This window comes from Sedimentitalea todarodis (assembly GCF_032595355.1).
Taxonomy (GTDB): Bacteria; Pseudomonadota; Alphaproteobacteria; order Rhodobacterales; family Rhodobacteraceae; genus Sedimentitalea; species Sedimentitalea todarodis.
The window spans coordinates 87,475-111,447 of record NZ_JASMWN010000019.1; the positions used below are offsets into that span (position 1 = coordinate 87,475).

The 23,973-nt window shown below is 60.3% G+C and carries 18 protein-coding genes; 10 read left to right on the plus strand and 8 right to left on the minus strand.

Features of this window, described 5'->3' with window-relative positions; all coding sequences use genetic code 11:
* Nucleotides 1-6: 6 nt before the first annotated feature.
* The 7 genes from QO231_RS19805 to QO231_RS19835 form a co-directional block, all read right to left on the minus strand.
* Nucleotides 7-1,632, minus strand: coding sequence for a dihydroxyacetone kinase subunit DhaK (locus QO231_RS19805; RefSeq protein ID WP_316780494.1), 1,626 nt, complete (start codon nucleotides 1,630-1,632; stop codon nucleotides 7-9).
* Between the two features lie 12 nt (nucleotides 1,633-1,644).
* A complete protein-coding gene (locus QO231_RS19810) occupies nucleotides 1,645-2,640 on the minus strand; it encodes an ABC transporter ATP-binding protein (protein WP_316780497.1) in 996 nt (331 codons plus the stop codon).
* A complete protein-coding gene (locus tag QO231_RS19815; RefSeq protein ID WP_316780498.1) occupies nucleotides 2,633-3,730 on the minus strand; it encodes an ABC transporter ATP-binding protein in 1,098 nt (365 codons plus the stop codon). The genes QO231_RS19810 and QO231_RS19815 overlap by 8 nt, the downstream gene beginning before the upstream one ends.
* A gap of 4 nt (nucleotides 3,731-3,734) precedes the next feature.
* The gene (locus QO231_RS19820; protein ID WP_316780500.1) at nucleotides 3,735-3,923 is read right to left on the minus strand and encodes a hypothetical protein; all 189 of its coding nucleotides are present in this window, start codon (nucleotides 3,921-3,923) and stop codon (nucleotides 3,735-3,737) included.
* Nucleotides 3,920-4,858 carry a carbohydrate ABC transporter permease gene (locus tag QO231_RS19825; protein ID WP_316780503.1) on the minus strand — a complete coding sequence of 313 codons (939 nt, stop codon included), beginning with the start codon at nucleotides 4,856-4,858 and terminating at the stop codon, nucleotides 3,920-3,922. The genes QO231_RS19820 and QO231_RS19825 overlap by 4 nt, the downstream gene beginning before the upstream one ends.
* Nucleotides 4,859-4,910: 52 nt before the next feature.
* Complete coding sequence (locus tag QO231_RS19830; RefSeq protein WP_316780506.1) at nucleotides 4,911-5,855, minus strand: carbohydrate ABC transporter permease; 945 nt, start codon at nucleotides 5,853-5,855, stop codon at nucleotides 4,911-4,913.
* Between the two features lie 102 nt (nucleotides 5,856-5,957).
* Nucleotides 5,958-7,277 (minus strand): ABC transporter substrate-binding protein, encoded by a 1,320-nt coding sequence (locus tag QO231_RS19835; RefSeq protein WP_316780509.1) that lies wholly within the window; start codon nucleotides 7,275-7,277, stop codon nucleotides 5,958-5,960.
* Between the two features lie 535 nt (nucleotides 7,278-7,812).
* On the opposite strand from QO231_RS19835, the gene QO231_RS19840 reads away from it, so the two are divergent.
* The 10 genes from QO231_RS19840 (at nucleotide 7,813) to msrQ (ending at nucleotide 23,595) form a co-directional block, all read left to right on the plus strand.
* Nucleotides 7,813-8,742, plus strand: a complete 930-nt coding sequence (locus QO231_RS19840) for a carbohydrate kinase family protein (RefSeq protein WP_316780512.1) — start codon at nucleotides 7,813-7,815, stop codon at nucleotides 8,740-8,742.
* Nucleotides 8,743-8,809: 67 nt separating this feature from the next.
* On the plus strand, nucleotides 8,810-11,206 hold the full coding sequence (locus QO231_RS19845) for a glycogen/starch/alpha-glucan phosphorylase (RefSeq protein WP_316780514.1): 2,397 nt from the start codon (nucleotides 8,810-8,812) through the stop codon (nucleotides 11,204-11,206).
* Nucleotides 11,207-11,229: 23 nt separating this feature from the next.
* Complete coding sequence (gene glgB, locus QO231_RS19850) at nucleotides 11,230-13,425, plus strand: 1,4-alpha-glucan branching protein GlgB (RefSeq protein ID WP_316780516.1); 2,196 nt, start codon at nucleotides 11,230-11,232, stop codon at nucleotides 13,423-13,425.
* A 46-nt stretch (nucleotides 13,426-13,471) separates the two neighbouring features.
* Nucleotides 13,472-14,731, plus strand: a complete 1,260-nt coding sequence (glgC, locus tag QO231_RS19855) for a glucose-1-phosphate adenylyltransferase (RefSeq protein ID WP_316780519.1) — start codon at nucleotides 13,472-13,474, stop codon at nucleotides 14,729-14,731.
* Nucleotides 14,732-14,743: 12 nt separating this feature from the next.
* Nucleotides 14,744-16,189 carry a glycogen synthase GlgA gene (gene glgA / locus QO231_RS19860; RefSeq protein WP_316780522.1) on the plus strand — a complete coding sequence of 482 codons (1,446 nt, stop codon included), beginning with the start codon at nucleotides 14,744-14,746 and terminating at the stop codon, nucleotides 16,187-16,189.
* Complete coding sequence (gene glgX / locus QO231_RS19865) at nucleotides 16,186-18,282, plus strand: glycogen debranching protein GlgX (RefSeq protein ID WP_316780523.1); 2,097 nt, start codon at nucleotides 16,186-16,188, stop codon at nucleotides 18,280-18,282. Before glgA ends, glgX begins: the two co-directional genes overlap by 4 nt.
* Entirely contained in the window at nucleotides 18,279-20,234 is a 1,956-nt protein-coding gene (gene malQ, locus QO231_RS19870; protein ID WP_316780526.1) for a 4-alpha-glucanotransferase, read from the plus strand. Before glgX ends, malQ begins: the two co-directional genes overlap by 4 nt.
* Nucleotides 20,231-21,862, plus strand: coding sequence for an alpha-D-glucose phosphate-specific phosphoglucomutase (locus QO231_RS19875; RefSeq protein ID WP_316780529.1), 1,632 nt, complete (start codon nucleotides 20,231-20,233; stop codon nucleotides 21,860-21,862). Before malQ ends, QO231_RS19875 begins: the two co-directional genes overlap by 4 nt.
* Before the next feature lie 208 nt (nucleotides 21,863-22,070).
* Nucleotides 22,071-22,973, plus strand: a complete 903-nt coding sequence (gene msrP / locus QO231_RS19880; protein WP_316780531.1) for a protein-methionine-sulfoxide reductase catalytic subunit MsrP — start codon at nucleotides 22,071-22,073, stop codon at nucleotides 22,971-22,973.
* Nucleotides 22,974-23,007: 34 nt separating this feature from the next.
* Nucleotides 23,008-23,595, plus strand: a complete 588-nt coding sequence (msrQ, locus tag QO231_RS19885; protein WP_316780552.1) for a protein-methionine-sulfoxide reductase heme-binding subunit MsrQ — start codon at nucleotides 23,008-23,010, stop codon at nucleotides 23,593-23,595.
* Nucleotides 23,596-23,782: 187 nt separating this feature from the next.
* On the opposite strand, the gene QO231_RS19890 is transcribed toward msrQ, so the two are convergent.
* On the minus strand, nucleotides 23,783-23,973 hold a 191-nt coding region (locus QO231_RS19890), incomplete at its 5' end, for a hypothetical protein (RefSeq protein ID WP_316780534.1).

Consider the following 23,973-nt stretch of genomic DNA (forward strand, 5'->3'; position numbering starts at 1 on the left):
TGTCATCTAAAGGGCTTTGGCCAGACCCTCAAAGAGCCGCGCCACCGCTTCGGCTCCGGGATCATTGTGGCCGATCAGGTTCTCGGGCGGCACATATGAGGCGCGGCCCGCCTTGGCGCGGTCCATCGAGGCGGTTGCATCCGCGCCTGTGCGCGCGGCTGCGGCGGCCGCGGCGAAACCGTCCGGCAAGGCGCCGAGCGCGGGGGCAAGTGCGTCGATCATCGTGCGGTCGCCTTTGACGGCGCCACCCACCTGGCTGATCCGGTCGAGCCCCGCCCTCAACGCCTCTGACGTAGGTTTTCCATTGGCGCAGGCATCGCCGGTCGCGCCAAAGAAGATCGCGAGGATCACGCCCGACGACCCGCCCATGGTCTGGCTAAGTTCGTTGCCTACGGCGCGAAAAAGTTGCGTCAGATCGGCCAACGGCATCCGGTCCAGCGCACCCTTGAGCGCCCGCGCCGCAGTGGCCAGCGTGCTGCCGGTATCGCCATCGCCGGATTTTGCATCCAGGGAATTGAGATCGCCTTCGGCTGCTATCAGCAGATCACAGGCTTCTTCGATCACGGCGCGGGTTTTCGGGTTGTTGGACGGGATGGGCTGAATCGGGCTGAGCCCGTCGGGAAGCGGGCGCGTCGCTACCGGGGTAACGCCTGTCATTCCGGGCCATGCGGACAGATCGACCGGGGCGGCAAGCAGATCTCTGGTGGTATTGTCCACGGCCAGCACAGAGACCGAAAAGCCGTGCATGTCGAGCGAGGTCATCAGGGGTGCGGGACCAATGATATGTCTGATCGCCTCGGCCTTGGCCGACGTTGCGAGTTCCTGGGCCAGGACGCTCATCTCGAGCGGTGTGGTGGAACCGAGGTTGTTCAGGAGCGCCACATGCGGTCCGTTGCCGATCTTGGTGGCAAGCTTGCCAAGAACGATGTCCATGGCAGTTCGGGCGTCCCTGAACGCGACCTGTTCGACGCCGGCCTCGCCATGTATGCCCAGACCAAGCTCGGCCATGCCGGGGGCGATACGGTCTTCCTTGGCAGAGCCGGGCACGGTGCAGGTATCCAGCGACTTGCCGATTGATGCCATATTGGCGATCGCGGATTGCGCGGCCTTGGTGATAGTGTCGAGGTCTGCCCCGTCCTGCGCCAATGCGCCCGCGATCTTGTGCACGAACAACGTGCCCGCGACGCCGCGCGGCTGCGGCAGATCGGGGAGTGCAATGTCGTCGTCAACCACGACCATCGACACCTTGAGCCCAAACGCCCGGGCACGTTCAGCCGCAAGGCCAAAGTTCAGCCGATCACCGGTGTAGTTCTTGACGATCAGCAGGCACCCCGCGTCGCCGGTGACGGCCAGAATCCCCGCCAGAACCGCGTCGACCGACGGGGAGGCAAAGACCTCGCCGCAGACGGCGGCGGTCAGCATGCCGGCGCCGACAAACCCGGCATGGGCCGGTTCATGTCCCGAGCCGCCGCCCGAGATCAGCGCCACCTGCGACTTGTCCCAATCGGCGCGGCAGACAACCTTGATATGCGGATAGCCGTCGAGCCGTGCCAGTGCCCCGCCAGAGGTGGCAATGAGACCGTCAATCGCATCTGTGACAAGGGTATCCCTGGCATTGATAAACTGATTCATAGTGTCTCCTCCTTAGCGGATGCGATTGCCCTGCGCGTCAAAACAGAGCGGATTACGCGGTGCAATCTTGACGTGCGCACCGGGTTGATAGTCGGTGTCGGGGGCGGCGATGGTGGTGATGTCATGCCCTTGCAGGGACAGGTGCAGGCGGGCCTGATCACCCAGGTGCTCGACCCTCTTGATCGTGGCGTCCTGACCTGTGCCTTGAATGATATGCTCCGGACGCATGCCGATCTGGCGGGTGCCGGTGGGCACATTGCCAAAGACGTCGGCGGGCAGGATGTTGATCCGGGGCAGGCCGAGGCGGCTGGCGACATAGAGGCTGTTGGGGTTTTCGTAGATATCGCGCGGGCTGCCGAACTGCACGAGCCTGCCGTGATCCAGAACGCCCACATGTGTGGCCATTGTCATGGCTTCGATCTGATCATGCGTGACATAGAGCAGCGTCGCACCGAGCGAGGCGTGGATGCGTTTGAGCTCGACCCGCAGATCTGTGCGCAGCTTGGCATCCAGCGAGCTGAGCGGCTCGTCCATCAGGTAGATCGACGGATCGCGCACCAACGCACGACCAATCGAAACCCGTTGCATTTCGCCGCCCGAAAGCGCGGTGGCCTTGTTGTCGAGCTTGTGGCTGATCTGAAGCACGCTGGCGACTTCGGCCACCTTGCGTTCGATCGCGTCCGGTGGGGTGTTGAGGATCGGGGATTTCAGCGGAAAGGCAAGGTTCTCGCGCACCGTAAGATGCGGGTAGAGCGAGTATTGCTGAAATACCATGGCGACATCGCGTTGGGCCGGGGTTTCGCTGCCGACATTGCGCCCGCCGATCCAGATCTCGCCGCGGTCCATCGTTTCGAGCCCCGAAATCAGGCGCAGCGTGGTGGTCTTTCCCGCGCCGGTGGGGCCAAGCAGGACGACGAATGCGCCATCGGGGATGGTCATCGTCATTTCCGCGACACCGATGTCGTCGCCAAAGGACTTTGACAGATTTCTGAGCGCAACCTCAGCCATGGGCGAGCACCTCGTTGTTCAGGGCCGAGCGCAGGGCCGCGCCGCTGTTCTCATCAAAGAGGGTGATCTTGCGGGCGTCGAATGTGAGGCCAACGGTTTCGCCGATGCGGACGGTCCGGGCGCTGTCGATCCGGGCCTTGAGTTCGCCATTGGCGGTCGCCAGCGTGATGATCTGGGTGGTGCCAAGATACTCGGACGCCAGGACCTCGGCGCGATAAAGGCCGCTGTCCGTCAGTGTCACGTGTTCCGGGCGGACGCCGAAAGCGAGGTTGCCGCTTGCGCCTTCGAGCTGGCGAGGCACGCCGAGGGACGCGCCGTTCAGCTCGACCGTCGTGGCCCCTTCTGCAACGATGCCGTCAAAGCGCAAAAAGTTCATCGAGGGCGACCCGATAAAGTCGGCAACAAACATGGTCGCCGGTTTGTCATAGATTTCCTGCGGCGTGCCGAACTGCTCGACGACGGCATTGTTCATGACGACGATCTTGTCGCCCATCTGCATCGCCTCAAGCTGATCGTGGGTGACATAGACAGTGGTGGCGTTCATACGGTCGTGCAGGGCGCGCAGTTCTTCGGCCATATGTTCGCGAAACTCGGCATCAAGTGCGCCAAGGGGTTCATCCATCATGAACGCCTTGGGATCGCGCACGATGGCACGGCCAAGTGCCACGCGCTGACGGTCACCGCCGGACAACCCGCCGACAGGGCGATTGAGGATGTCCTGAATTCCGAGAATATCCGCGACCTCGTTGATCTTGGCCTTGATCTGGGCGCGCGGCGTGCCCTGGCTGATCAGCGGATAGCTGAGGTTCTTGCGCACGTTCATATGCGGGTAGAGCGCGAACATCTGAAAGACGAAGGCGATGTCGCGCTGGCTGGGTGGCTTCTGGCTGATCTCTTCACCGTCCAGATAGATCCGCCCCGATGTCGGCAATTCCAGCCCGGCGATCATGCGCAGGGTGGTGGTCTTGCCACAGCCGGAGGGGCCAAGCAGCATGAAAAACTCGCCATCCTCGATGGTAAAGCTCGAGTCCCGGACGGCGGTGAATTCGCCGAATTCCTTGCGGATGCTGTCGATGACGATCTGGGCCACAGGGTCAGTCCTTGAAATGGGACACGATGATGAACATCACGGTGCCCACCAATGTGGTTATGAAGGAGTAGGTATAGGCCCAAAGGACAAAGGGCTGCATCAGCATGAACACACCCAGACCGATCAGGATGGTCGCCAGCATTTCCCAGGGACCGCGGCGCAGGTTGACAAGACCGGTGAAAAAGTTGCTCATTTGCGGACCGCTCCAAAGGTGATCCCGCGCAGCAGGTGCTTGCGCAGGAGGATGGTAAAGATCATGACCGGCAGCAGGAAGATGGTGGCGCCAGCGGCCACGGCGGGCCAGTCAAGCCCACCGACGCCGATAATCGTCGGGATGAACGGCGGCGCGGTCTGGGCGGTGCCAGACGTCAGAAGCACGGCAAAGGCGTATTCGTTCCAGGCAAAGATCAGGCAGAAGATCGCGGTCGACGCGATGCCGGTGGCGGCCTGCGGCAGCACGACTTTGTAAAACGCCTGAAACCTGGTGTAGCCGTCGATCAGCGCGGCCTCTTCGTATTCGCGGGGGATTTCGTCAATGAACCCTTTCAAGAGCCAGACCGCGAGCGAAATGTTGACCGCCGTATAGAGCAGGATCATGCCCAGATGGGTGTCTGACAGGCCCAACTGCCGATACATCAGGAAGATCGGGATCGCGACCGCAATCGGGGGCATCATCCGGGTACTGAGAATGAAGAACAGAAGATCATCGGCAAACGGTATCTTGAATCGCGAAAAGGCATAGGCGGCGAGTGTGCCCAGAACGATGCTCAGGAAGGTCGAGCCAAAGCCGATAATCACCGAATTCAGGAACCGTTCGCCGAATTTTGAAGGGCCCGCGATGACCATGTCGTAGTCGTGGACGATCTCTTCGTACCAGGTTTCTGGCGGATTCGCCTCGAGGTACTCCTTGGTTTGCCGGGTCCGGGTGGTGAAGAGATTCACATAGCCTTCGAGTGTGGGTTCGAACAGCACCTTGGGTGGATAAGAAATTGCATCGGACGGAGATTTGAACCCGGTCAGCATGATCCAGGCCAGCGGCACCATGGTGATCAACGCATAGAGGATAACCAGCGTACCGGCGAACCACTTTGACCGGGGGCTGGGTTCGGTGACCGAATAACCGCTCATGGTGCGATGCCTTCTGCAGGCGATTCTATCGGTGTGGCGAGGTCTTGCATGATCATCGCTCCTTCACCTTGTTCAGCGCCTTGACATAGATGCTCGCCAGGCCGAACACGGTGACAAACAGGATGATCGCATAGGCCGAGGCATAGCCGGTGCGCCACTTCTCAAATGCTTCGCGCTTGAGGTTGATCGAGGTGAGTTCGGTGGTCGATCCGGGGCCGCCGCCGGTGAGCTGTACCACAAGGTCGAACATCTTGAAGTTCTCGATGCCGCGAAACAGCACGGCAAGCATCAGGAAGGGCAGCACCATCGGAACGGTGATGGTGAAGAACTGGCGCAGTTTCGAGGCGCGGTCGATCTCTGCTGCCTCGTAAATGTAGTCGGGGATTGATCGCAGCCCAGCGAGACAGATCAGCATCACAAAGGGCGTCCACATCCAGGTATCGACGATGACGATGGACCAGGGCGCAAGATCGACCGAACCGAGCATCTCGAAACTGGACGCTTCCTTGCCGGTAAAAAAGCCGACGACATAGTTGAAAAGCCCGATTTGCGGCTGATAGAGAAATTTCCAGAAATTTCCGACCACGGCGGGGGACAACATCATCGGCAGAACGATGATGGTGGTCCAGAGGTCGTTGCCCTTGAACTTCTTGTTGATCAGGTAAGCCAGCGTAAAACCGATGAGCACCTGAAAGAAGATCGTCCAGAACAGGAAATGCGCGGTGGCCTGCATGTTCAGCCAGATGTCGCTGTCAGTCAGGATGCGTTCATAGTTGCGGGTGCCAATCCATTCGACCGGGCGATTCCGGTTGGCTTTGAAATTGGTAAAGCTGAGACGCACTGTCCAGATCAATGGGAAGATGTTGATTGCCAGCAACAGAAAGATCGTGGGGCCGACAAAGATCCAGGCGATCGCGCGGTCGCTGAGACCTCTGATCTTGCGCGCAACACCGGCTGGTGTTGCAGCGGCGGCGCGGGTTGCGGGAGTCTCAGACATTTCGCAGGATCCGGTGAACAGGGTGCTGGGAGAGCATGCCCCGGAACAGCTTCCGGGGCGACTGGTCTTGGGTGGCCCTCTTGAAAAGGGCCGTCAGACGGCTCAGAGTTTGCCTTCGTCCTCGAAGACTTCGGTCCAGTCCGCGATCAGCAGATCGAGCGCCTCTTGCGCGGTGCCCTGATCGGCAACCACGTAGTCATGCATGCGTTTTTGCATGGCCAGCAGCAGTTCGGCATAGGCCGGCTCCTGCCAGAAGTCCTGCACGTTTGCCATTGCCTCAAGAAAATCGCCGGCGAAGGGGGCGCTCTCCACGAAGTCCGGGCTTTCGAGGACGGCGTTATGCGCGGAGTACCCGCCGAGATCCCACCACTTCTGCTGAATCTCCGGTTGGGCGAACCATTTGATATACTCCAGCGCCGCTTCCTGCTTGTCGGAGTAGGACACCACCGAGATCCCCTGACCGCCAAGAGTCGAGCCGGGTTGGTTCTGGGGTGGGTTCACAAAGAAGTCGATCTTGTCGCCGCCGGTGTTGGGATCGGCATAGAGGCCCGGAAAGAACGCGAACCAGTTCATCGCCATCGCGACCTGCCCGGATTTGAAAGCGTCGAGACTCTCGCCCATATAGGCGTTGGTATAGCCCGGCGGCGTCGCGGTTTTGTAGAATTCCTTGTAGAACTCCAGCGCCTCGACGGCCTCGGGCGAGTTGACCGCACCCTCCATGTCATAAGACCCTGGAGTGTTTTCATACTTGAAGCCCCAGGGATAGAGCGCCCCGGTCACCCCCATGGTGATGCCTTCGGATCCGCGTTCGGTAAAGATCGCGGCACCATAAACCGTTTGCCCGTCGATCTCGCGCTCCTGAAAGAACTGTGCGACCTCCAGAAGTTCCTTTTGTGTCGTGGGTTCTGCCAGATCCCGGCCTGTTTCCTCTTTGAATGCGGCCTTGATGTCGTCCCGCTCGAACCAGTCCTTGCGATAGAACCAGCCATTTGCGTCCCCCATGGCGGGCAGCGCATAGTAGTTGGGTGTGCCTTTGGGCCAAGTGGAGTAGGCATAGACGGTGGCATCTGCAAAATCGCTCATCGCGATGCCCTCGGCGTCAAAAAAGTCGTTGAGCTTGACATAGTGGCCGTTCTCGGCCCCGCCGCCGATCCACTGGCTGTCACCGATCAACAGATCGCAGAGCTGACCGCCGGAATTCAGTTCGTTCAGCATCCGGTCCGCGAAATTCGGCCAGGGAACGAACTCAAAGCTCATCGTGTGGCCGGATTCGGCTTCGAATTCCTTGCTCAGTTCGACCAATGCATTCGCCGGGTCCCAGGCGGCCCAGCAAAGCGTCAGATCATCGGCATGCGTCACGCCCGCGTATGACGCAGCGGCAAGGCTGATCGCACTGGCTGATGCCAGTTTCAATGTTCTCATGAATTTTCCTCCCAGTTGACGCGCGGCGACTTCTTTCCGGTCCCCGAATCGTCGTTCAGACGACTCAAACGCTAGATGAGGTACGCACCTCATGTCTACAGATTTCTGAGGTACGCACCTCATGAGGCGCTCGTGAAGATGCTATAGCGTTGATACAACTTAAGATTTGACAATTCTGAAAGATCACGCGCTCACAAGGCCCGCGTGGACCCGTGTTTGCAAAAAGGCCGGTAGTACCGATCTCACAACGGCGTGCGCAGCCTAAAGTCGCGTTACGCGCGTGGTTCAAAGCGCCGCAATTCTCGCTTGATCAGCAACCATGCTTGCTCTTGTAGTCAAATACTGTTAGCGCTACCAAAAAATATCAGTGTTCGGAGTCTGCGCGATCGCGGCGGACTTGTTTTCAGGAGCGGAAGACAGTCGAGAGGCACCTGGAATCACAACTGGCGCGTGGTCCGGAGAAAGTGAAACGTTGCTATTGGCCGTCTTTGTCTTCCAAACTTTGAAGACCCAATTCAATGGGAGGTAGCCCGGAATGCTAATGTGCTGTGGCGAAGCGCTGATCGACATGATCGAGTCCCGCGGGGCCGATGGCAGGGTATGCTATTCGGCCCATGTCGGAGGTGCTATCTTTAATACCGCCATCGCGTTGGGCCGGTTGCGTGTCAGTCCGGGATTCCTGTCAGGATTGTCGCAGGACATGTTCGGAATACAATTGCTCGAGGCGCTGAAGGCATCGCACGTGGATGTATCGCATGTCATCCTGTCGGATCGGCCCGCGACATTGGCGTTCGTGCAGCTGACCGACGGGCATGCGGTCTACACGTTCTATGATGAAAACACAGCTGGCCGCATGCTTGAGCCGTCTGATTTGCCGGACATACCCGAAAGCGTCAACGCACTCTATTTCGGCGGAATCAGCCTGATCAGCGAACCCTGCGGCGAGTTCTATTCGGCATTGGCCGCGCGCGAGGCCGCTGACCGGGTAATCGCGCTTGACCCGAACATCCGACCTGGATTCATCCAGGACGAAGCCCGTTACCGTGCGCGGTTGGAGCAAATGCTGGGGCTGGCCGATATCGTCAAGGTTTCAGACGAGGATCTCCATTGGATCGTGCCGGGAGCCGGGTCGTTGGCCGAAAAGATCGACAATATCCGCGCCAAAGGGCCAAAGTTGATCATCCTGACCAAGGGCAGCGCAGGCGCCTCGGCGTGGCTGCCGTCGGACGAGGAGATCTCCGTCGCAGCGCAGCGGGTCGAAATGGTCGATACCGTTGGTGCCGGTGATACGTTCAATGCGGGCGTTCTGGCACATCTTCAGCAGGCAGGCGCGCTTGACAAGGCGACACTTGGCGAAATCAGCCCCAATCTGCTGCGCGATGCGCTGGCATTTGGCACTCGCGTCGCCGGGGTCACGGTGTCACGGGCCGGGGCCAATCCGCCATGGGCGCAAGAGCTCGAATGACGACAGGTAAACCCAGAACGCCTACGTGTGGCGCACGCGCCCCAAATCTCCGGAGCAGGACATCAAAATGCCCGACACGCTGAGAACAGATCTTGACCAGCCGGCGCTGACCCAAGCGATGCTGCGCCACCTGCGCAGTTCGCTGGGCAAGGACCCGGAACATGCGACCACCTATGACTGGCGAATGTCACTCGCGTTGTCTCTGCGTGATCTGGTGGTGGAACCCTGGTTCGCCTCGACGCGGCGAACCTATGACGCCAAGGGCAAGCGGGTCTACTACCTGTCGATGGAGTTTCTCATCGGTCGTCTGATTGAGGATGTCGCGATCAATCTTGGCGTGGAACATATAGCAGCGGCAGCGCTTGCCGAACTCGGCCAGGACTATGACAGAATCGTTGCGGATGAACCGGACGCGGCACTTGGCAATGGTGGGCTGGGGCGGCTGGCGGCCTGTTTTCTGGACAGCCTGTCGACAATAGGAATTCCGGCCTATGGGTATGGCATCCGCTACGAGCACGGGTTGTTCGAACAGCACTTTGAGGATGGTGCTCAGGTCGAGACCGCAGAGAAATGGCTGGCACAGCGGCATGCCTGGGAATTCGAGCGCCCGGAAGTGTCGATCTCCATTCATTTCGGTGGCTATGTCAGCCAATGCGGCGAGAAATCTGTCTGGCACAGCGACGAAACCGTTCTGGCACAGGCCTACGATACACCCATTGCTGGCTGGCAAGGCAAGTGGGCGAACACGCTGCGCCTGTGGGCCGCGAAACCGGTAAAGCTGTTTGATCTGGAGAGCTTCAACCGTGGCGATTATATCGGCGCGTCCCGGCCCGAAGCACTGGCGCGCACGATAAGCCGTGTCCTCTATCCGGATGACACAACCGACACGGGGAAGGAACTGCGGCTGAAGCAGGAGTATTTCTTTACCGCAGCCTCGATCCAGGACCTAATGCGCCGGTTCCTGGCGGAGGGGTTCGAGATCGACAGCCTGCCCGACCACGTAGCCATCCAGCTGAACGATACGCACCCCGCGATTGCCGGACCTGAACTGGTGCGGATCCTGGCGGATGAACATGCCCTTCCGATGGCCCGTGCCATCGAAGTTGCTCGAAAAACACTGGCCTACACCAACCACACCCTGCTGCCCGAGGCGTTGGAGCGCTGGCCCGAGGGGTTGTTTGCACGCATCCTGCCACGCCATCACCGGATCATCGAGATCATTCAGGACGCCCATTTCGCCGCCGCCGGAACGAAGGTTACGATCATCGAACACGGGCAGGTCAAGATGGGTGAACTGGCCTTTGTCATGGCGCACAAGGTCAACGGGGTATCGGCGTTGCACTCTGAACTGGTCAAAGAGACCGTGTTTCACGATCTGCACACGGCCTATCCCGATCGGATCATCAACCAGACCAACGGCATCACGCCGCGCCGCTGGCTCTATTCCTGTAACCCGGCGCTGCGCGCATTGATCGACGACACGATTGGGCAGGGATGGGCAGCCGATCTGGAACGGCTTTCGGAACTGCGGTCCAGCGTCGAGGACGCGGCATTCCGCGAGGCCTACAGGGCCGCCAAACGCAGCAACAAGGAACGGTTGGCCGAGTGGCTCAAGGCGCGCGACAGGATCACGGTGAACCCAGATGCCATGTTTGACACACAGATCAAGCGCATCCACGAATACAAGCGACAGTTGATGAACATCCTCGAGACCATCGCGCTCTGGAACGACATTCGGGACGATCCGAATGGGGACTGGACGCCGCGGGTCAAGATCTTTGGCGGCAAGGCGGCGCCCGGTTACGTGATGGCCAAGTCGATCATTCATCTGATCAACGATGTCGCCAAGATGTTGAATGCCGACCCGACAACCAGGGACTTGCTGCAGGTTGTTTATCCTGAGAATTACAACGTTTCCATGGCGGAACTGCTGATCCCGGCCTCGGACCTCTCCGAACAGATTTCCACCGCCGGCAAGGAGGCATCGGGCACGGGCAACATGAAGCTGTCGTTGAACGGCAGTCCGACCATCGGCACGCTGGACGGGGCGAATGTGGAAATCCGCGACCATGTCGGGGTCGAGAACTTCTTTCTGTTCGGCCTGACCGCCCGGGACGTGACAAAGCGTCGGTCGGTGCCGGGATTTGCCCGCGCTGCCATCGAGGCCAGCCCGCGATTGGCCCGCGTGCTGGGGCAGATCGCAGACGGCACGTTTTCTGGTGGTGACAGTGATCGCTATGCGGCGTTGCTGCACAATGTCTGGGACCATGACTATTTCTTGGTGACCTGTGATTTTGACAGCTATTTCAACACGCAACGCGAGGTCGACGGCGTATATCGTGATCCGGAGGCGTGGACGCGGATGGCGGCGCTGAACACGGCGGGCATGGGGTGGTTCTCATCCGACCGCACGATCCGGGGCTATGCATCAGATATCTGGAACGTGCGCCCGCTGGTGGTGTGAATACGACTTGGGGGAGCTTGCCAATGATCCGAACTGAGGACGCACAGGCAATTGCGGCGGGGCGGTTTTCCGACCCGTTCGCGGTATTGGGCCTGCACGAGATCGACGGCAAGCTCAGTGTCCGCTGCTATCATCCGGATGCCGAACGGGCCGAGGTTCTGGATGCAAAGACGGGCCGTCTGATCATGGCGTTGCAGAGTCATGACGATGCGCCGGGCCTGTTTAATGGAATCGCGCCGCGCCGGCGAAAACCCTTTGCCTATCGCCTGCGCTTTGGTGCCGGGGAAGAGATTTGGGAGGCGCAGGATCCTTACCGGTTCGGCCCGGTTCTTGGCGAGATTGATGAATACCTGATCGGAGAAGGGGCGCATCAGCAGCTTTGGCGGGTACTTGGAGCGCATCTGATCACTCACGAAGGCAGCGAGGGCACGCATTTCGCGGTCTGGGCCCCCAACGCGAGCCGCGTGTCGGTCGTTGGCGCGTTCAACAACTGGGACGGTCGCCGCGCTGTCATGCGACCGCGCGGACAGACCGGGGTTTGGGAGTTGTTCCTGCCCGATGTCGGAGAGGGCGCGATCTACAAGTATGAACTTCTGGATGGATCAGGCGGGTTGCTGCCGCTCAAGGCGGACCCGGTCGGGTTCGGCTCGGAACATCCACCGCAAACGGCTTCGGTCGTGCGGAACCTGTATCGACATGAATGGCGGGATGCCGACTGGATGGCGGACCGGCTGACCCGGCATCGCCCGGACGCGCCGGTTTCGATCTACGAGGTACATCTGGGCAGTTGGCGGCGTGTGACGGATCAGAACAATCGCCCGCTGTCGTATCAGGAACACGCAGAGCAACTGGTCGGATACGCCAAGGATATGGAGTTCACTCATATCGAACTGATGCCGGTCTCAGAGTTTCCGTTTGACGGGTCCTGGGGATATCAGCCGGTCGGTCTGTTTGCGCCGACAATCCGGCATGGCACACCCGAGGAGTTTCAGGCCTTTGTTGATGCTTGCCACGGTGCCGAACTGGGATTGATCCTGGACTGGGTGCCGGGGCATTTCCCCACCGACAGTCACGGGTTGGGCCAGTTTGATGGCACACCGCTCTATGAACATGCCGACCCGCGCGAAGGGTTTCATCAGGACTGGAGCACGCTGATCTACAACTATGGTCGCCGCGAGGTTGCCAATTACCTGACCGCCAATGCGCTGTATTGGCTGCAGGAACATCATGTCGATGGGCTTCGCGTTGATGCGGTGGCGTCGATGCTGTACCGCGATTATTCGCGCAATGCCGGGGAATGGGTGCCCAACGAACATGGCGGGCGCGAGAACCTCGAGGCCATTGCGTTCATGCAGCAGATGAACACCCTGACCTACGGGGCAGATCCGGGCATCATGACCATCGCCGAGGAAAGCACCGCCTTTCCCGGAGTCAGCGCGCCGGTGGATGCGGGCGGGCTCGGCTTTGGGTTCAAATGGAACATGGGCTGGATGAACGACACTCTGTCCTATGTCAGCGAAGACCCCATCAATAGGAAGTACCATCACAACAAGCTGACCTTTGGCCTGCTGTATGCTTTCTCCGAAAACTTCATCCTGCCGATCAGCCATGATGAGGTGGTGCACGGCAAAGGGTCTCTGCTGGACAAGATGCCTGGCGACGGGGCGGCCAAGTTTGCAAATCTGCGGGCCTACCTGGGCTTCATGTGGGGGCATCCGGGCAAGAAGCTGTTGTTCATGGGCTGCGAGTTTGCGCAGGGCCGCGAGTGGAATCACGACGCGAGCCTTGATTGGCATCTGTTGGAGCATCCCGACCACAAAGGCATTCAGACGCTCGTGCGCGATCTGAACCAGGTCTATAAGGACATTCCGGCGCTCTACGAACGCGACGCGCGGCCTGACGGGTTCGAATGGATCGAAGAGCACGCAGCCGAGGAATCGATCATCGCCTGGGTGCGCAAGGGCAAAGAGGGTACGCCACCTGCCCTGGTTGTGACCAACTTTACCCCCGTCGAACGACCCAACCGGCGGATCGGCGTGCCCTGCGCCGGTCGCTGGATCGAACGGTTGAACACCGATGCAGAGCAGTATGGCGGCGGCAATCGCGGCAATTTGGGCGGTGTGAGCAGCGATGAGATCGCTGCGTCGGGGCGCGCGCATTCGCTGAACCTGACGCTACCGCCGCTCTCGACGCTGATATTCGAGTTGCAACCTGAGTGATTGAAATCGAACCGGGGCTGATTTGCCTCAACTGGGGGAGAAGAGAGTGGATAACGAATCTCAGCGGCTTGCCGCACAGACAATGGCCTTTGTTCTGGCTGGGGGGCGGGGGAGCCGGCTCTTTGAGCTGACCGACAGGCGGGCCAAACCGGCGATGTATTTTGGCGGCAAGACCCGGATCATCGACTTTGCGCTGTCCAATGCGGTGAATTCCGGCATCCGTCGGATCGGGGTCGCGACCCAGTACAAGGCGCACAGCCTGATCCGGCATCTGCAACGCGGGTGGAGCTTTTTCCGGGCCGAGCGAAATGAATCGCTTGATATCCTCCCGGCCTCGCAGCGGCTTGACGAAGAGAACTGGTATCGCGGTACTGCGGATGCGGTCTGGCAGAACAAGGACATCATCGAGGGCTATAGCCCAAAGTTCATTGTCGTTCTGGCCGGGGACCACATCTACAAGCAGGATTATTCCCGGATGATCCAGCATCACGTCGAAAGCGGCGCGGATGTGACCGTTGGCTGCATCGAAGTGCCCCGAATGGAGGCCAGCGGCTTTGGTGTCATGAAGGTCGACACAAATGACAACATTCTGGAGTTCGTCGAAAAGCCCGCCGACCCCCCGCCGATGCCCGGCCATCCGGATCTGGCGCTAGCGAGCATGGGCATCTATGTTTTTGAGACCAAGTTCCTGTTGGAACTTCTGGAGCAGGACGCGGCAAATCCAGAGTCGACCCAGGATTTTGGCGGTGACCTCATTCCCTCGATTGTGAAGAATGGCAAGGCAGTTGCCCATCCATTCAGCCGGTCCTGCGTCCGCTCGGGGCTTGAAAAAAAACCCTACTGGCGGGATGTCGGAACGGTCGATGCCTTCTGGCGGGCCAATATCGACCTGACGGATTTCGTGCCGGAGCTGGACATATATGACAACGAGTGGCCGATCTGGACCTATTCGGAGCTGACGCCCCCGGCAAAGTTCATCCACAACGAAGAAGGGCGTCGCGGTTTGGCCGTGTCATCGATGGTGTCCGGCGGCTGTATCATTTCCGGATCGAGCCTCGATCGGTGCCTGTTGTTCACCGGCGTCAATACGCATTCGTTTTCCCAACTCGAAGGGGTCGTGGCAATGCCGTATGTCGAGATCAACCGCAAGGCGAGGCTCAAGGACGTGGTGATTGACAGGGGCGTGATCATCCCTGCGGGCCTCGTCGTGGGCGAAGACCCGGAGCTTGACGCAAAACGGTTCCGTCGGACAGAAAACGGGATAACCTTGATAACCCAACCAATGATCGATGCGCTGAACGACTGACGGAATGATCTGATGAAACTGCTCTTTGTCGCCTCTGAATGCGCACCTTTTGTCAAGACGGGAGGCCTGGCTGACGTGATCGGTGCCGTGCCCAAGGCGCTCGCCGGGATGGGGGCCGAGGTTCGGGTGCTGTTGCCTGCGTACCCGGCGCTGGCGGATCTGCTGGCGACAGGGACCGAGGTCAGATCGTTCTCTGACTTCTTTGGTGGGTCCGCGCGGATGGTGGCGGCAACGGCACAGGGGATTGATCTGTTGTTGCTGGACGCGCCGCATCTGTATGACCGGCCGGGGACAATCTATCTCGACCCCAATGGGCACGACCATTGGGACAACCACATTCGGTTCGGTGCCCTGTCGATGGCGGGCGCCGACGTCGCGTTGGACGGTGTCGGAGAGTGGAAGCCAGATCTGGTCAATGCGCATGACTGGCAGGCCGGGCTTGTTGCTGCCTATCTGCGCCAGAGCGGACGGCCCGCGCCGCCCCTCGTCACGACGATCCACAACATCGCATTTCAGGGGCTGTTCGGACCCGAGGTGATGGAGCCGCTGGGGCTTGATCCGGCGTTGTTTGATACCGACGGAATTGAATACTACGGCCGGGTCGGGTTTCTCAAGGCCGGGCTGATTTACAGTGATGCGATCACCACCGTCAGCCCGACCTATGCTCGCGAATTGCTGACGCCAGAGTTCGGCATGGGGCTGCAAGGGGTGTTGGAGGCGCGGCAGGCGCAGTTGACCGGTATTCTCAATGGCATTGACCTTGATGCGTGGAACCCCGACACGGATCCGGCATTGTCCACGACCTATGGTGTTCGCAGCCTTGGGCGCAAGGCACAGAACCGCGAGGACCTGCGCACACGGTTTGCCCTGTCGCCCGAGGCAGACGGGCCGCTGTTCTGCGTGATCAGTCGCCTGACCGGGCAAAAGGGGTTGGATATGCTGTTGGACTGCCTGCCGGGGCTGGTCGCAAGAGGTGCGCAGCTGGCGCTCCTCGGTTCGGGCGATGCGGTGCTGGAGAAGGGATTTATCGAGGCAGCGGCACGTCACCCCGGCAACGTCGGCACCATCATCGGATATGATGAAACGCTGTCGCACCAGATGCAGGGCGGCGCGGATGCCATCCTGATCCCGTCGCGATTTGAACCCTGTGGGCTGACACAGCTTTACGGCCTGCGCTACGGCACATTGCCGGTCGTGGCCCGGACGGGCGGGCTGGCCGATACGGTGATTGATGCCAACGATGCGGCGTTGCAGGCGGAGTGCGCCACCGGGGTGCAATTTGCGCCCATCACGACAGCCGGACTTGATCAGGCGATCGCGCGAACCTGCGAACTCTTTGCGCAACCCAAGGTCTGGGCCGCGATGCAGCGTCGGGCGATGCGCCACCCGGTCGGTTGGGAGCAGTCTGCGCGCGCCTATCTTGATCTGTTCACCGGCCTCATCAAAGGCGTGCAATGACCAAGTACCGTCTTACACGTGGGTTGCCCAATCCACTAGGGGCGCGACATGACGGGAACGGCGTGAACTTTGCGGTGTTTTCAGAGAACGCGAATGCGATCGATCTGTGTATTTTTTCCGAAGATGGAGAGACCGAAACCACCCGGCTGGCACTGCCGGAACGCACGGGGCCGGTCTGGCATGGGTATCTTGAGGGTCTTCCGGTCGGGACGCGCTATGGCTATCGTGCCCATGGACCATATGACCCGGAGCGGGGCCAGCGGTTCAATCCCAACAAGCTCTTGCTGGACCCATATGCGCGTGAACTGCACGGGACTTGGGGAAACGATCCCGCGATGTTGGGGTACGAAGCGGAGGCGCCAACTGCGGATCTGTCGTTTGATACCCGCGACAGTGCGCCCTTCGTGCCCAAGTCGGTGGTTTCCGATCCGGCCTTTTTTGCCCCACGGGTCAAGGGCGGGCACAAGGCAGGTGCGCGCGATCTGATTTACGAGGCGCATCCAAAGGGGCTGACGCAATTGCACCCGGATGTGCCCGAGGCATTGCGCGGCACCTATGAAGGGCTCGCATCCGACGTCATGATCGCCCATTTCAAACAGCTTGGAGTGGGGGCGGTCGAACTGTTGCCGGTGCACGCCTTTGTCGATGACAGTTTCCTGGTCGACCGCGCGTTACGCAATTACTGGGGCTATAACTCCATCGGGTTCTTCACGCCCGAGCCACGCTACTTTGGCCCCGACGGCATGGCCGGTTTTCGACGTATGGTCGACCGGCTGCACGAGAACGAGATCGAGGTCATTCTGGACGTGGTGTATAACCACACCGCAGAAGGGGACCAATCCGGCCCGACGCTGAGCTTTCGGGGATTGGACAATGCGTCCTACTACCGGCTGAGCCGGGGACAGCCGCGATACTATGTGAATGACACCGGTTGCGGCAATACCCTGAACATCGGCCATCCTTATGTGTTGCGCTTGGTTCTGGACAGCCTGCGGTTCTGGGTCGAAGCCTTTGGCATTGACGGGTTCCGCTTTGATCTGGCAACGGTTCTGGGGCGCGAGGACCATGGGTTCGATCCAAGCGGCCGGTTCTTTGCCGCGCTGCGTCAGGACCCCGTGCTTGCAGACGTGCGGATGATTGCAGAGCCGTGGGATATCGGCCCCGGTGGCTATCAACTGGGCGCGTTTCCGCATGAGTTTCGCGAATGGAATGACGGGTTCCGCGATTCAGTTCGGCGCTATTGGCGGGATGATGACCACGCTATGCAGAATTTGGGCGGGCGCTTGTTGGGCTCTGCCGAGAACTTTGATCATTCCGGACGCCGGTCCTGGACGTCGGTCAACTTCCTTGCCGCGCATGACGGTTTCACATTGGCGGACACCACCCGCTATGCGCGACGCCACAACGAGGCCAATGGCGAAATGAACCGGGACGGGCACGGCTCGAACTTCTCGGATAATTGCGGGGTCGAGGGGGAAACCGACGATCCCGTGATCATCGCCCGTCGCAAGCAACGCCAGCGCAACATGCTGGCCACGCTGTTTCTGGCGCAGGGTACGCCGATGTTGCTGTCAGGAGACGAGATTTCCAATTCGCAAGAGGGTAACAACAACGCCTATTGCCAGGATAACGAGACTGGCTGGGTGTCGTGGGACGAGGCGGATAAGGAAATGTGCGCCTTTGTTGCGCATCTGTCCGCCTTTCGGGGTGCGCATGGCGCCGTTCGCCAGACCCGCTTTCTGCATGGGGCCAAGCGCCCCCACGATGGGTTGTTGGACGTGGAATGGTCCGACTTTTCGGGCGGGCCCGTGCAATGGCGCGATCCCAGGTTGGCAAATGTCTGTCTGACATTGCGATGCTCGGCCGACGCCCCGGACTATGAGTCGGGTCTGGATACGGTGTTTGTCGCCTTCAACCGCAGCGACGATGATTTGTCGGTAGTATTGCCCGACGCGCCACCAGGTATGATCTGGGTGCGCGAGATCGAGACCAGCAAGGCGGCCCAGACCATCATGCCGGTCGGAGAGGACCTGCCTGTCGTCGGTGCGCGGTCGGTCAGCGCGTTTGTCCTCGTATCGGCGGCTTCGGCATGAGCCGGGACGGCAATCTGCGCGAATTGGGCAATCTGCTGGGCATCTTGCCTGAATTTAGGGATATGTCGGGACAGGAACGTGTGACACCGCCAGAAACCTATGCGGCGCTGGCGCGTGCGATGGGGCACGATATCGACGGGGCAGCGTTGCCCGAGACCATCGCCGGTCTTAAAGCGAAACGTGCTGACCAACGCTTTCCGGTCGAAGCGGTTGTCGAGGCAGGCGCACCGCAACAGCTCGGGTTTGGTGCCGGGCACGACTGGATCCTTACACGGGCCGAAGATGCGTCGCACGTTGCCAGCGGGAAAGGTGACGTGATCCTGCCACCCCTGGCCCCGGATATCTATGTCCTGCAAATGAAGGCCGTGGATCATGCACAGGACGTGACGGTGCTGGCGGCGCCGCGGCGCCTTCCACAGGTGGCGGAGACAGCCGGCAAACACAAAATCTGGGGCATGTCCGCCGCGCTCTATGGGCTTGTGTCCGAACGCAACGGCGGCTTGGGGGATTATGACGATCTTGGCCGCGCGGCAGAAGCTATCGCACGGCGCGGGGCGGCATTTCTGGGCATCAATCCGGTGCATGCCATGGGTTATGCGGATACCGCTGCGTTCAGCCCCTATTCGCCGTCCCATCGCGGGTTTCTGAACACTGCGCATATCGCGCTGGATCAGGTGCCGGGCGCGTCGACGGGGGCATCCGCAGAATTGCGCCGCGCGTCAGCGGTTCCCTACGCCGCTCACAAACAGGCGCAGCAGGCCGCGCTAGAGATCGCGTGGCAGGCGTTCTGCAAAGGCCATAACGCAGAGTTTGAGGCGTTTTGTGAAACAGGTGGTGCGGAGCTGAACCGGTTTGCCGCGTTCGAGGCATTGACCGAGCAGCACGGGCCGGACTGGCGGCGTTGGCCAGCCGTGGTGAGCGTGGATCAGGTTTCGCCCGACCGCAGGCGCTATCATAAATGGTTGCAGTGGATCGCGGATGGGCAGCTTGCGTTGGTGCAGCGTCGTGCGTGCGCGGCGGGAATGGCACCGGGGCTGTACCTTGATCTCGCGGTCGGGGCGCGGCGCGATGGGGCCGAGGCGTGGTGCGAAGCCGACGTCGTTGCACAGGGTGTATCGCTGGGTGCGCCGCCGGATCACCTGAGCCCGGGCGGGCAGGCCTGGTCGTTGGCCGCATTCAACCCACATGCGTTGCGCGCGGTACATTACGCGCCACTACGGCGCATTCTCGCGCAGACCATGCGCCATGCCGGAGTGATCCGCATCGATCATGTACTGGGGCTGAACCGCAGCTACTGGGTGCCCGATGACGGGTCTGCCGGAGCCTATGTCAGGCAGCCGTTTGAATCGTTGATCGCCTTGATCAAGATCGAGGCAGCCCGCCACGGCACGCTGGTGATTGGCGAAGACCTGGGGCTGGTGCCCGAGGGTTTTCGAGACACGATGCGCGTGCACGGGTTCTATGGTTATTCCGTTTTGCAGTACGACAGGGACCGGGACGGCTTTCGCACACCGGGCACGCCCTCGCCGCAGGTTCTCGCTTGTTTCGGCACCCATGACACGCCCACCTTGCAGGGCTATGCAAATGGCCGTGATATCGACTGGTGGCAACGGCTTGGATGGATCGATGGTAAGGCCGCAGCGCACGAGCGTGAACGCAGGTCCCGCGATGTCGCAAAGTTGCAGGGCAGCACACCCCGAATTCAGGAGGCCGTGCACGGGTGCCTGGCGGCATCACCGGCAGAGATGGTCTGCGTTCAGCTCGATGATGTTCTTGGCACCATCGAGGCACAGAACCTGCCGGGAACCGTTCACGAACATCAGAACTGGCAGCGGCGCTATGCGGTCTCTGTGGCGGATCTTGAAACGCATCCGGAACTGAAGACGATAGGTGCCTGCATGGCAAACCATGATCGCACCACATGCAAAATAGCCGAAGGAGCCGAAGCATGACCAAAGTGACCGTGAACATTGCTCCGTTTGAGGGGCAGAAACCGGGCACGTCCGGATTGCGCAAGAAAACCCGCGTTTTCATGCAGGAGCATTACCTGGAAGCATTCGTGCAGTCAGTGTTTGACGCCATCGGCGGGGGCGACGGCAAGCGCTTTGTGATTGGCGGAGACGGGCGGTATTTCAACGTGCAGGCGACCCAGACGATCATCAGGATTGCGGCCGCCAACGGCGCCGCCGGGGTGATCGTGGGCCAAAACGGATTGTTGTCCACTCCTGCCGCGTCCAACCTGATCCGCCAGAACGGGACGGACGGTGGTTTCATCCTCTCGGCGAGCCACAATCCCGGCGGGATAGACGAGGATTTCGGGGTCAAGTTCAACGCCGCCAATGGGGGTCCCGCGCCAGAAGGGCTGACAACGAGGATATTCGAGGCCTCCAGGGCAATCAATGGCTATCACATCTTGCGGGCTGATGATGTGGACCTTGGCCAGATTGGCGAGGTCAGTCTCGGAAACATGAAGATCGAGGTGGTCGATCCGGTCGCGAGCTATCAGGTGTTGATGGAGCAGCTGTTCGATTTCGATGCGATCCGGGCGCTGTTTGCCGGCGGGTTCACGATGCGGTTCGATGCGATGCACGCGGTTACCGGACCCTATGCAACGGCCATCCTGCAAGAGGCGTTGGGCGCGCCCGAGGGGACGGTGGTCAACGCGGTGCCATCCGAGGATTTTGGCGGCGGGCATCCCGACCCGAATCCGATCTGGGCTAAACCGCTGATGGACCTGATGATGTCGGATGACGCTCCGGACCTCGGCGCGGCATCGGATGGCGACGGAGATCGCAACATGATCGTCGGGCGCGGGGCCTATGTCACCCCGTCAGACAGTCTCGCGATGCTGGCCGCCAACGCGCATCTTGCGCCCGGCTACAAGGACGGACTGGCCGGGGTTGCGCGATCAATGCCCACGAGCGGGGCGTGTGACAAGGTGGCGGAGAAGCTGGGTATTGCCTGTTTCGAAACGCCCACCGGCTGGAAGTTCTTTGGTACCTTGCTGGATGCCGGGCGCGCCACACTCTGTGGCGAGGAAAGTGCCGGAACCGGGTCAGATCACGTGCGCGAAAAGGATGGGCTGTGGGCCGTTCTCTTGTGGCTGAATATCCTCGCCGCCCGTGGCCTGTCGGTCGCCGAGATTCAGGAGGCGCATTGGGCCGAGTTTGGTCGCAACTATTACTCGCGCCACGATTTCGAGGCTGTCCCGGAGGTGGAGGCGACGGCATTGGTTGATGGTATCATCACACGCATCGACGATCTGCCCGGGAAGAGCTTTGCCGGGATGGCGGTCGAAAAAGCGGATGAGTTTGCCTATCGAGACCCGATCGACAACACTCTGTCAGAGCATCAGGGGTTGCGTATCTGGTTTCAGGGTGGTGCGCGTGCGGTGTTGCGGCTGTCCGGCACCGGAACCGAAGGCGCCACGATCCGCCTCTACCTTGAGCACTACCGTTCCGACGGATCCATCGAGGGGCACAGCACGGCAGCGGTGCTTGAACCCTTGCGGCAGGCGGTTCTGGAGCTTGCCGGGTTTCAGCAGCATATCGGCCGTGTTGATCCCGATGTGATCACGTAAGGCACGGCGCGAACCGCTGCTCCGCAACATATGTGAAAACCGATGTGCCCCTCAAACGGCGCCCTGACTTCCTCTCCTCAGCCGCGTGCCGGGTGTTTTCCGAGCCTGTTGTCGGACGTTACAGAGCCGTCTCTGAAACGTGAGTTGATTTGGTTTGGCGCAAGGATGATTGCCGACTATCTCAGGGGAAACGAGTAACGGAGTTTTCATGGCCCACCGCTGGACGAATGATCTGACAATCGATGACGCGACTCCGCAGAGCGTCTTTATGAACCGGCGCCAGATTCTGGCGGGTGCGGCGGGGCTGGGTCTGGGCAGTATTGCCGGGCCGCTTGCTGCCAAGGCCGAGTTGGAGCCAAACAGCTGGGACGACATCACCAGCTATAACAATTTTTTCGAGTTCGGGACCGACAAAGGGGATCCAGCCGCCTATGCCAGCGCGCTGACCACGTCGCCATGGAGCGTGACCATCGACGGTTTGGTGGATCGGCCGGGGCAATATGACTTTAGCGATATCATGTCGGAAATGACGGTCGAGGGACGCATCTACCGGCTTCGCTGTGTCGAGGGGTGGTCGATGGTGGTGCCGTGGAACGGGTTCGAACTGTCCGACCTGCTGGCCATGGCCGGTGTAAGAGACGAGGCACGTTACGTTGCATTCGAAACTGCGCTGCGCCCCGAAGAGATGCGCGGGGTCAGCAGGCCGGTGATCGAATGGCCCTATGTCGAGGGACTGCGGCTGGACGAAGCGCTGCATCCCCTGACGATCATGGCGACGGGCCTGTACGGCAAGCCGATCCCGAACCAGAATGGCGCGCCCTTGCGCCTCGTTGTGCCGTGGAAATACGGGTATAAATCCATCAAGTCCGTGGTGCGGATCAGTCTGGTCAAGGACGAGCCGCCAACCAGTTGGAGCAAGTACAGCGCGCGCGAGTACGGTTTCTATAGCAACGTGAACCCGAACGTTGATCATCCGCGTTGGTCCCAGGCACATGAGCGCCGGGTCGGCGGCGGTCTGTTTTCCAAGAAAGTACCGACGCTCATGTTCAACGGGTATGATCAAGAGGTATCGGCGCTGTATGACGGTATGGACCTCGCCAAGTATCACTAGGGTGTCAAACATCACCGGGGCGATTGTCGGCCAGATGAATGGCGTTCTGAGGCGCTTGCCTGTGGGCTTGGTCTACGGGATTGGCCTGTTGCCGCCCGGCGTTCTGTTTTGGCTCGCCGCAACCGGCGGGCTAGGCGTCGAACCGATCAAGGCGCTAGAGCACGAGTTGGGCCAACTGGCACTGCAAATGTTGATCGTGGGGCTCGCGATCACCCCACTGCGGCGCTTTGCCGGGATCAACCTGTTGCAATTTCGCCGGGCAATCGGATTGCTCACGTTCTACTATGTCCTGTGCCATTTGCTGGTTTGGCTGGTCCTGGACGTTCAGATCGTTGGCCAGATCTGGGCCGACATCGTCAAGCGCCCCTATGTTACCGTCGGTATGGGAGCGTTCGTCCTGATGATCCCGCTGGCGGCAACGTCGAACAACTGGTCGGTGCGTGGACTCGGTCCATCGTGGAGGCGTCTGCACCGGGTCGTCTATGTGGTGGCTGTTCTGGGTGGTTTGCATTTCGTCATGCTGTCGAAGGGACTGCAAATCGAACCGCTGCTCTATCTGGGTGCGATACTTGGCTTGCTGGCCCTGCGACTCCGGCCCGGACAGCGCAAGGCGTTGGTTTGAATCGAGACTCGCCCGAATGGTGGCCATGAGTAGGATGAGCCATGTGAGTCGGCCTCGGTTAACGGACAATTTCGGGCTCTCTTGGGGGTAACCCTGCTGATAACGCAAAATCTGGTATTAGCGCCGGGAGTGACTCGCTGGAGATTCGTTGATTGGGGTGGTGAGAGATGTAAATTTGACTTTGCGGTCAAAAAAATATTTGCCGTAATCCATTGATAAATATGGAAATATGAAGGGAATTTGGAAAAAGTGGCGTTTCTTCAAAAAAGGGGTTGCGGCTGTGGATTAGTAGTCTTAGAACCCCCTTCACCGGGGTTGCAGCGATGTGGTTCTGGGGCGCTTGACGGGCTATACGGGCTGGGAACGGTACGGAGAGTT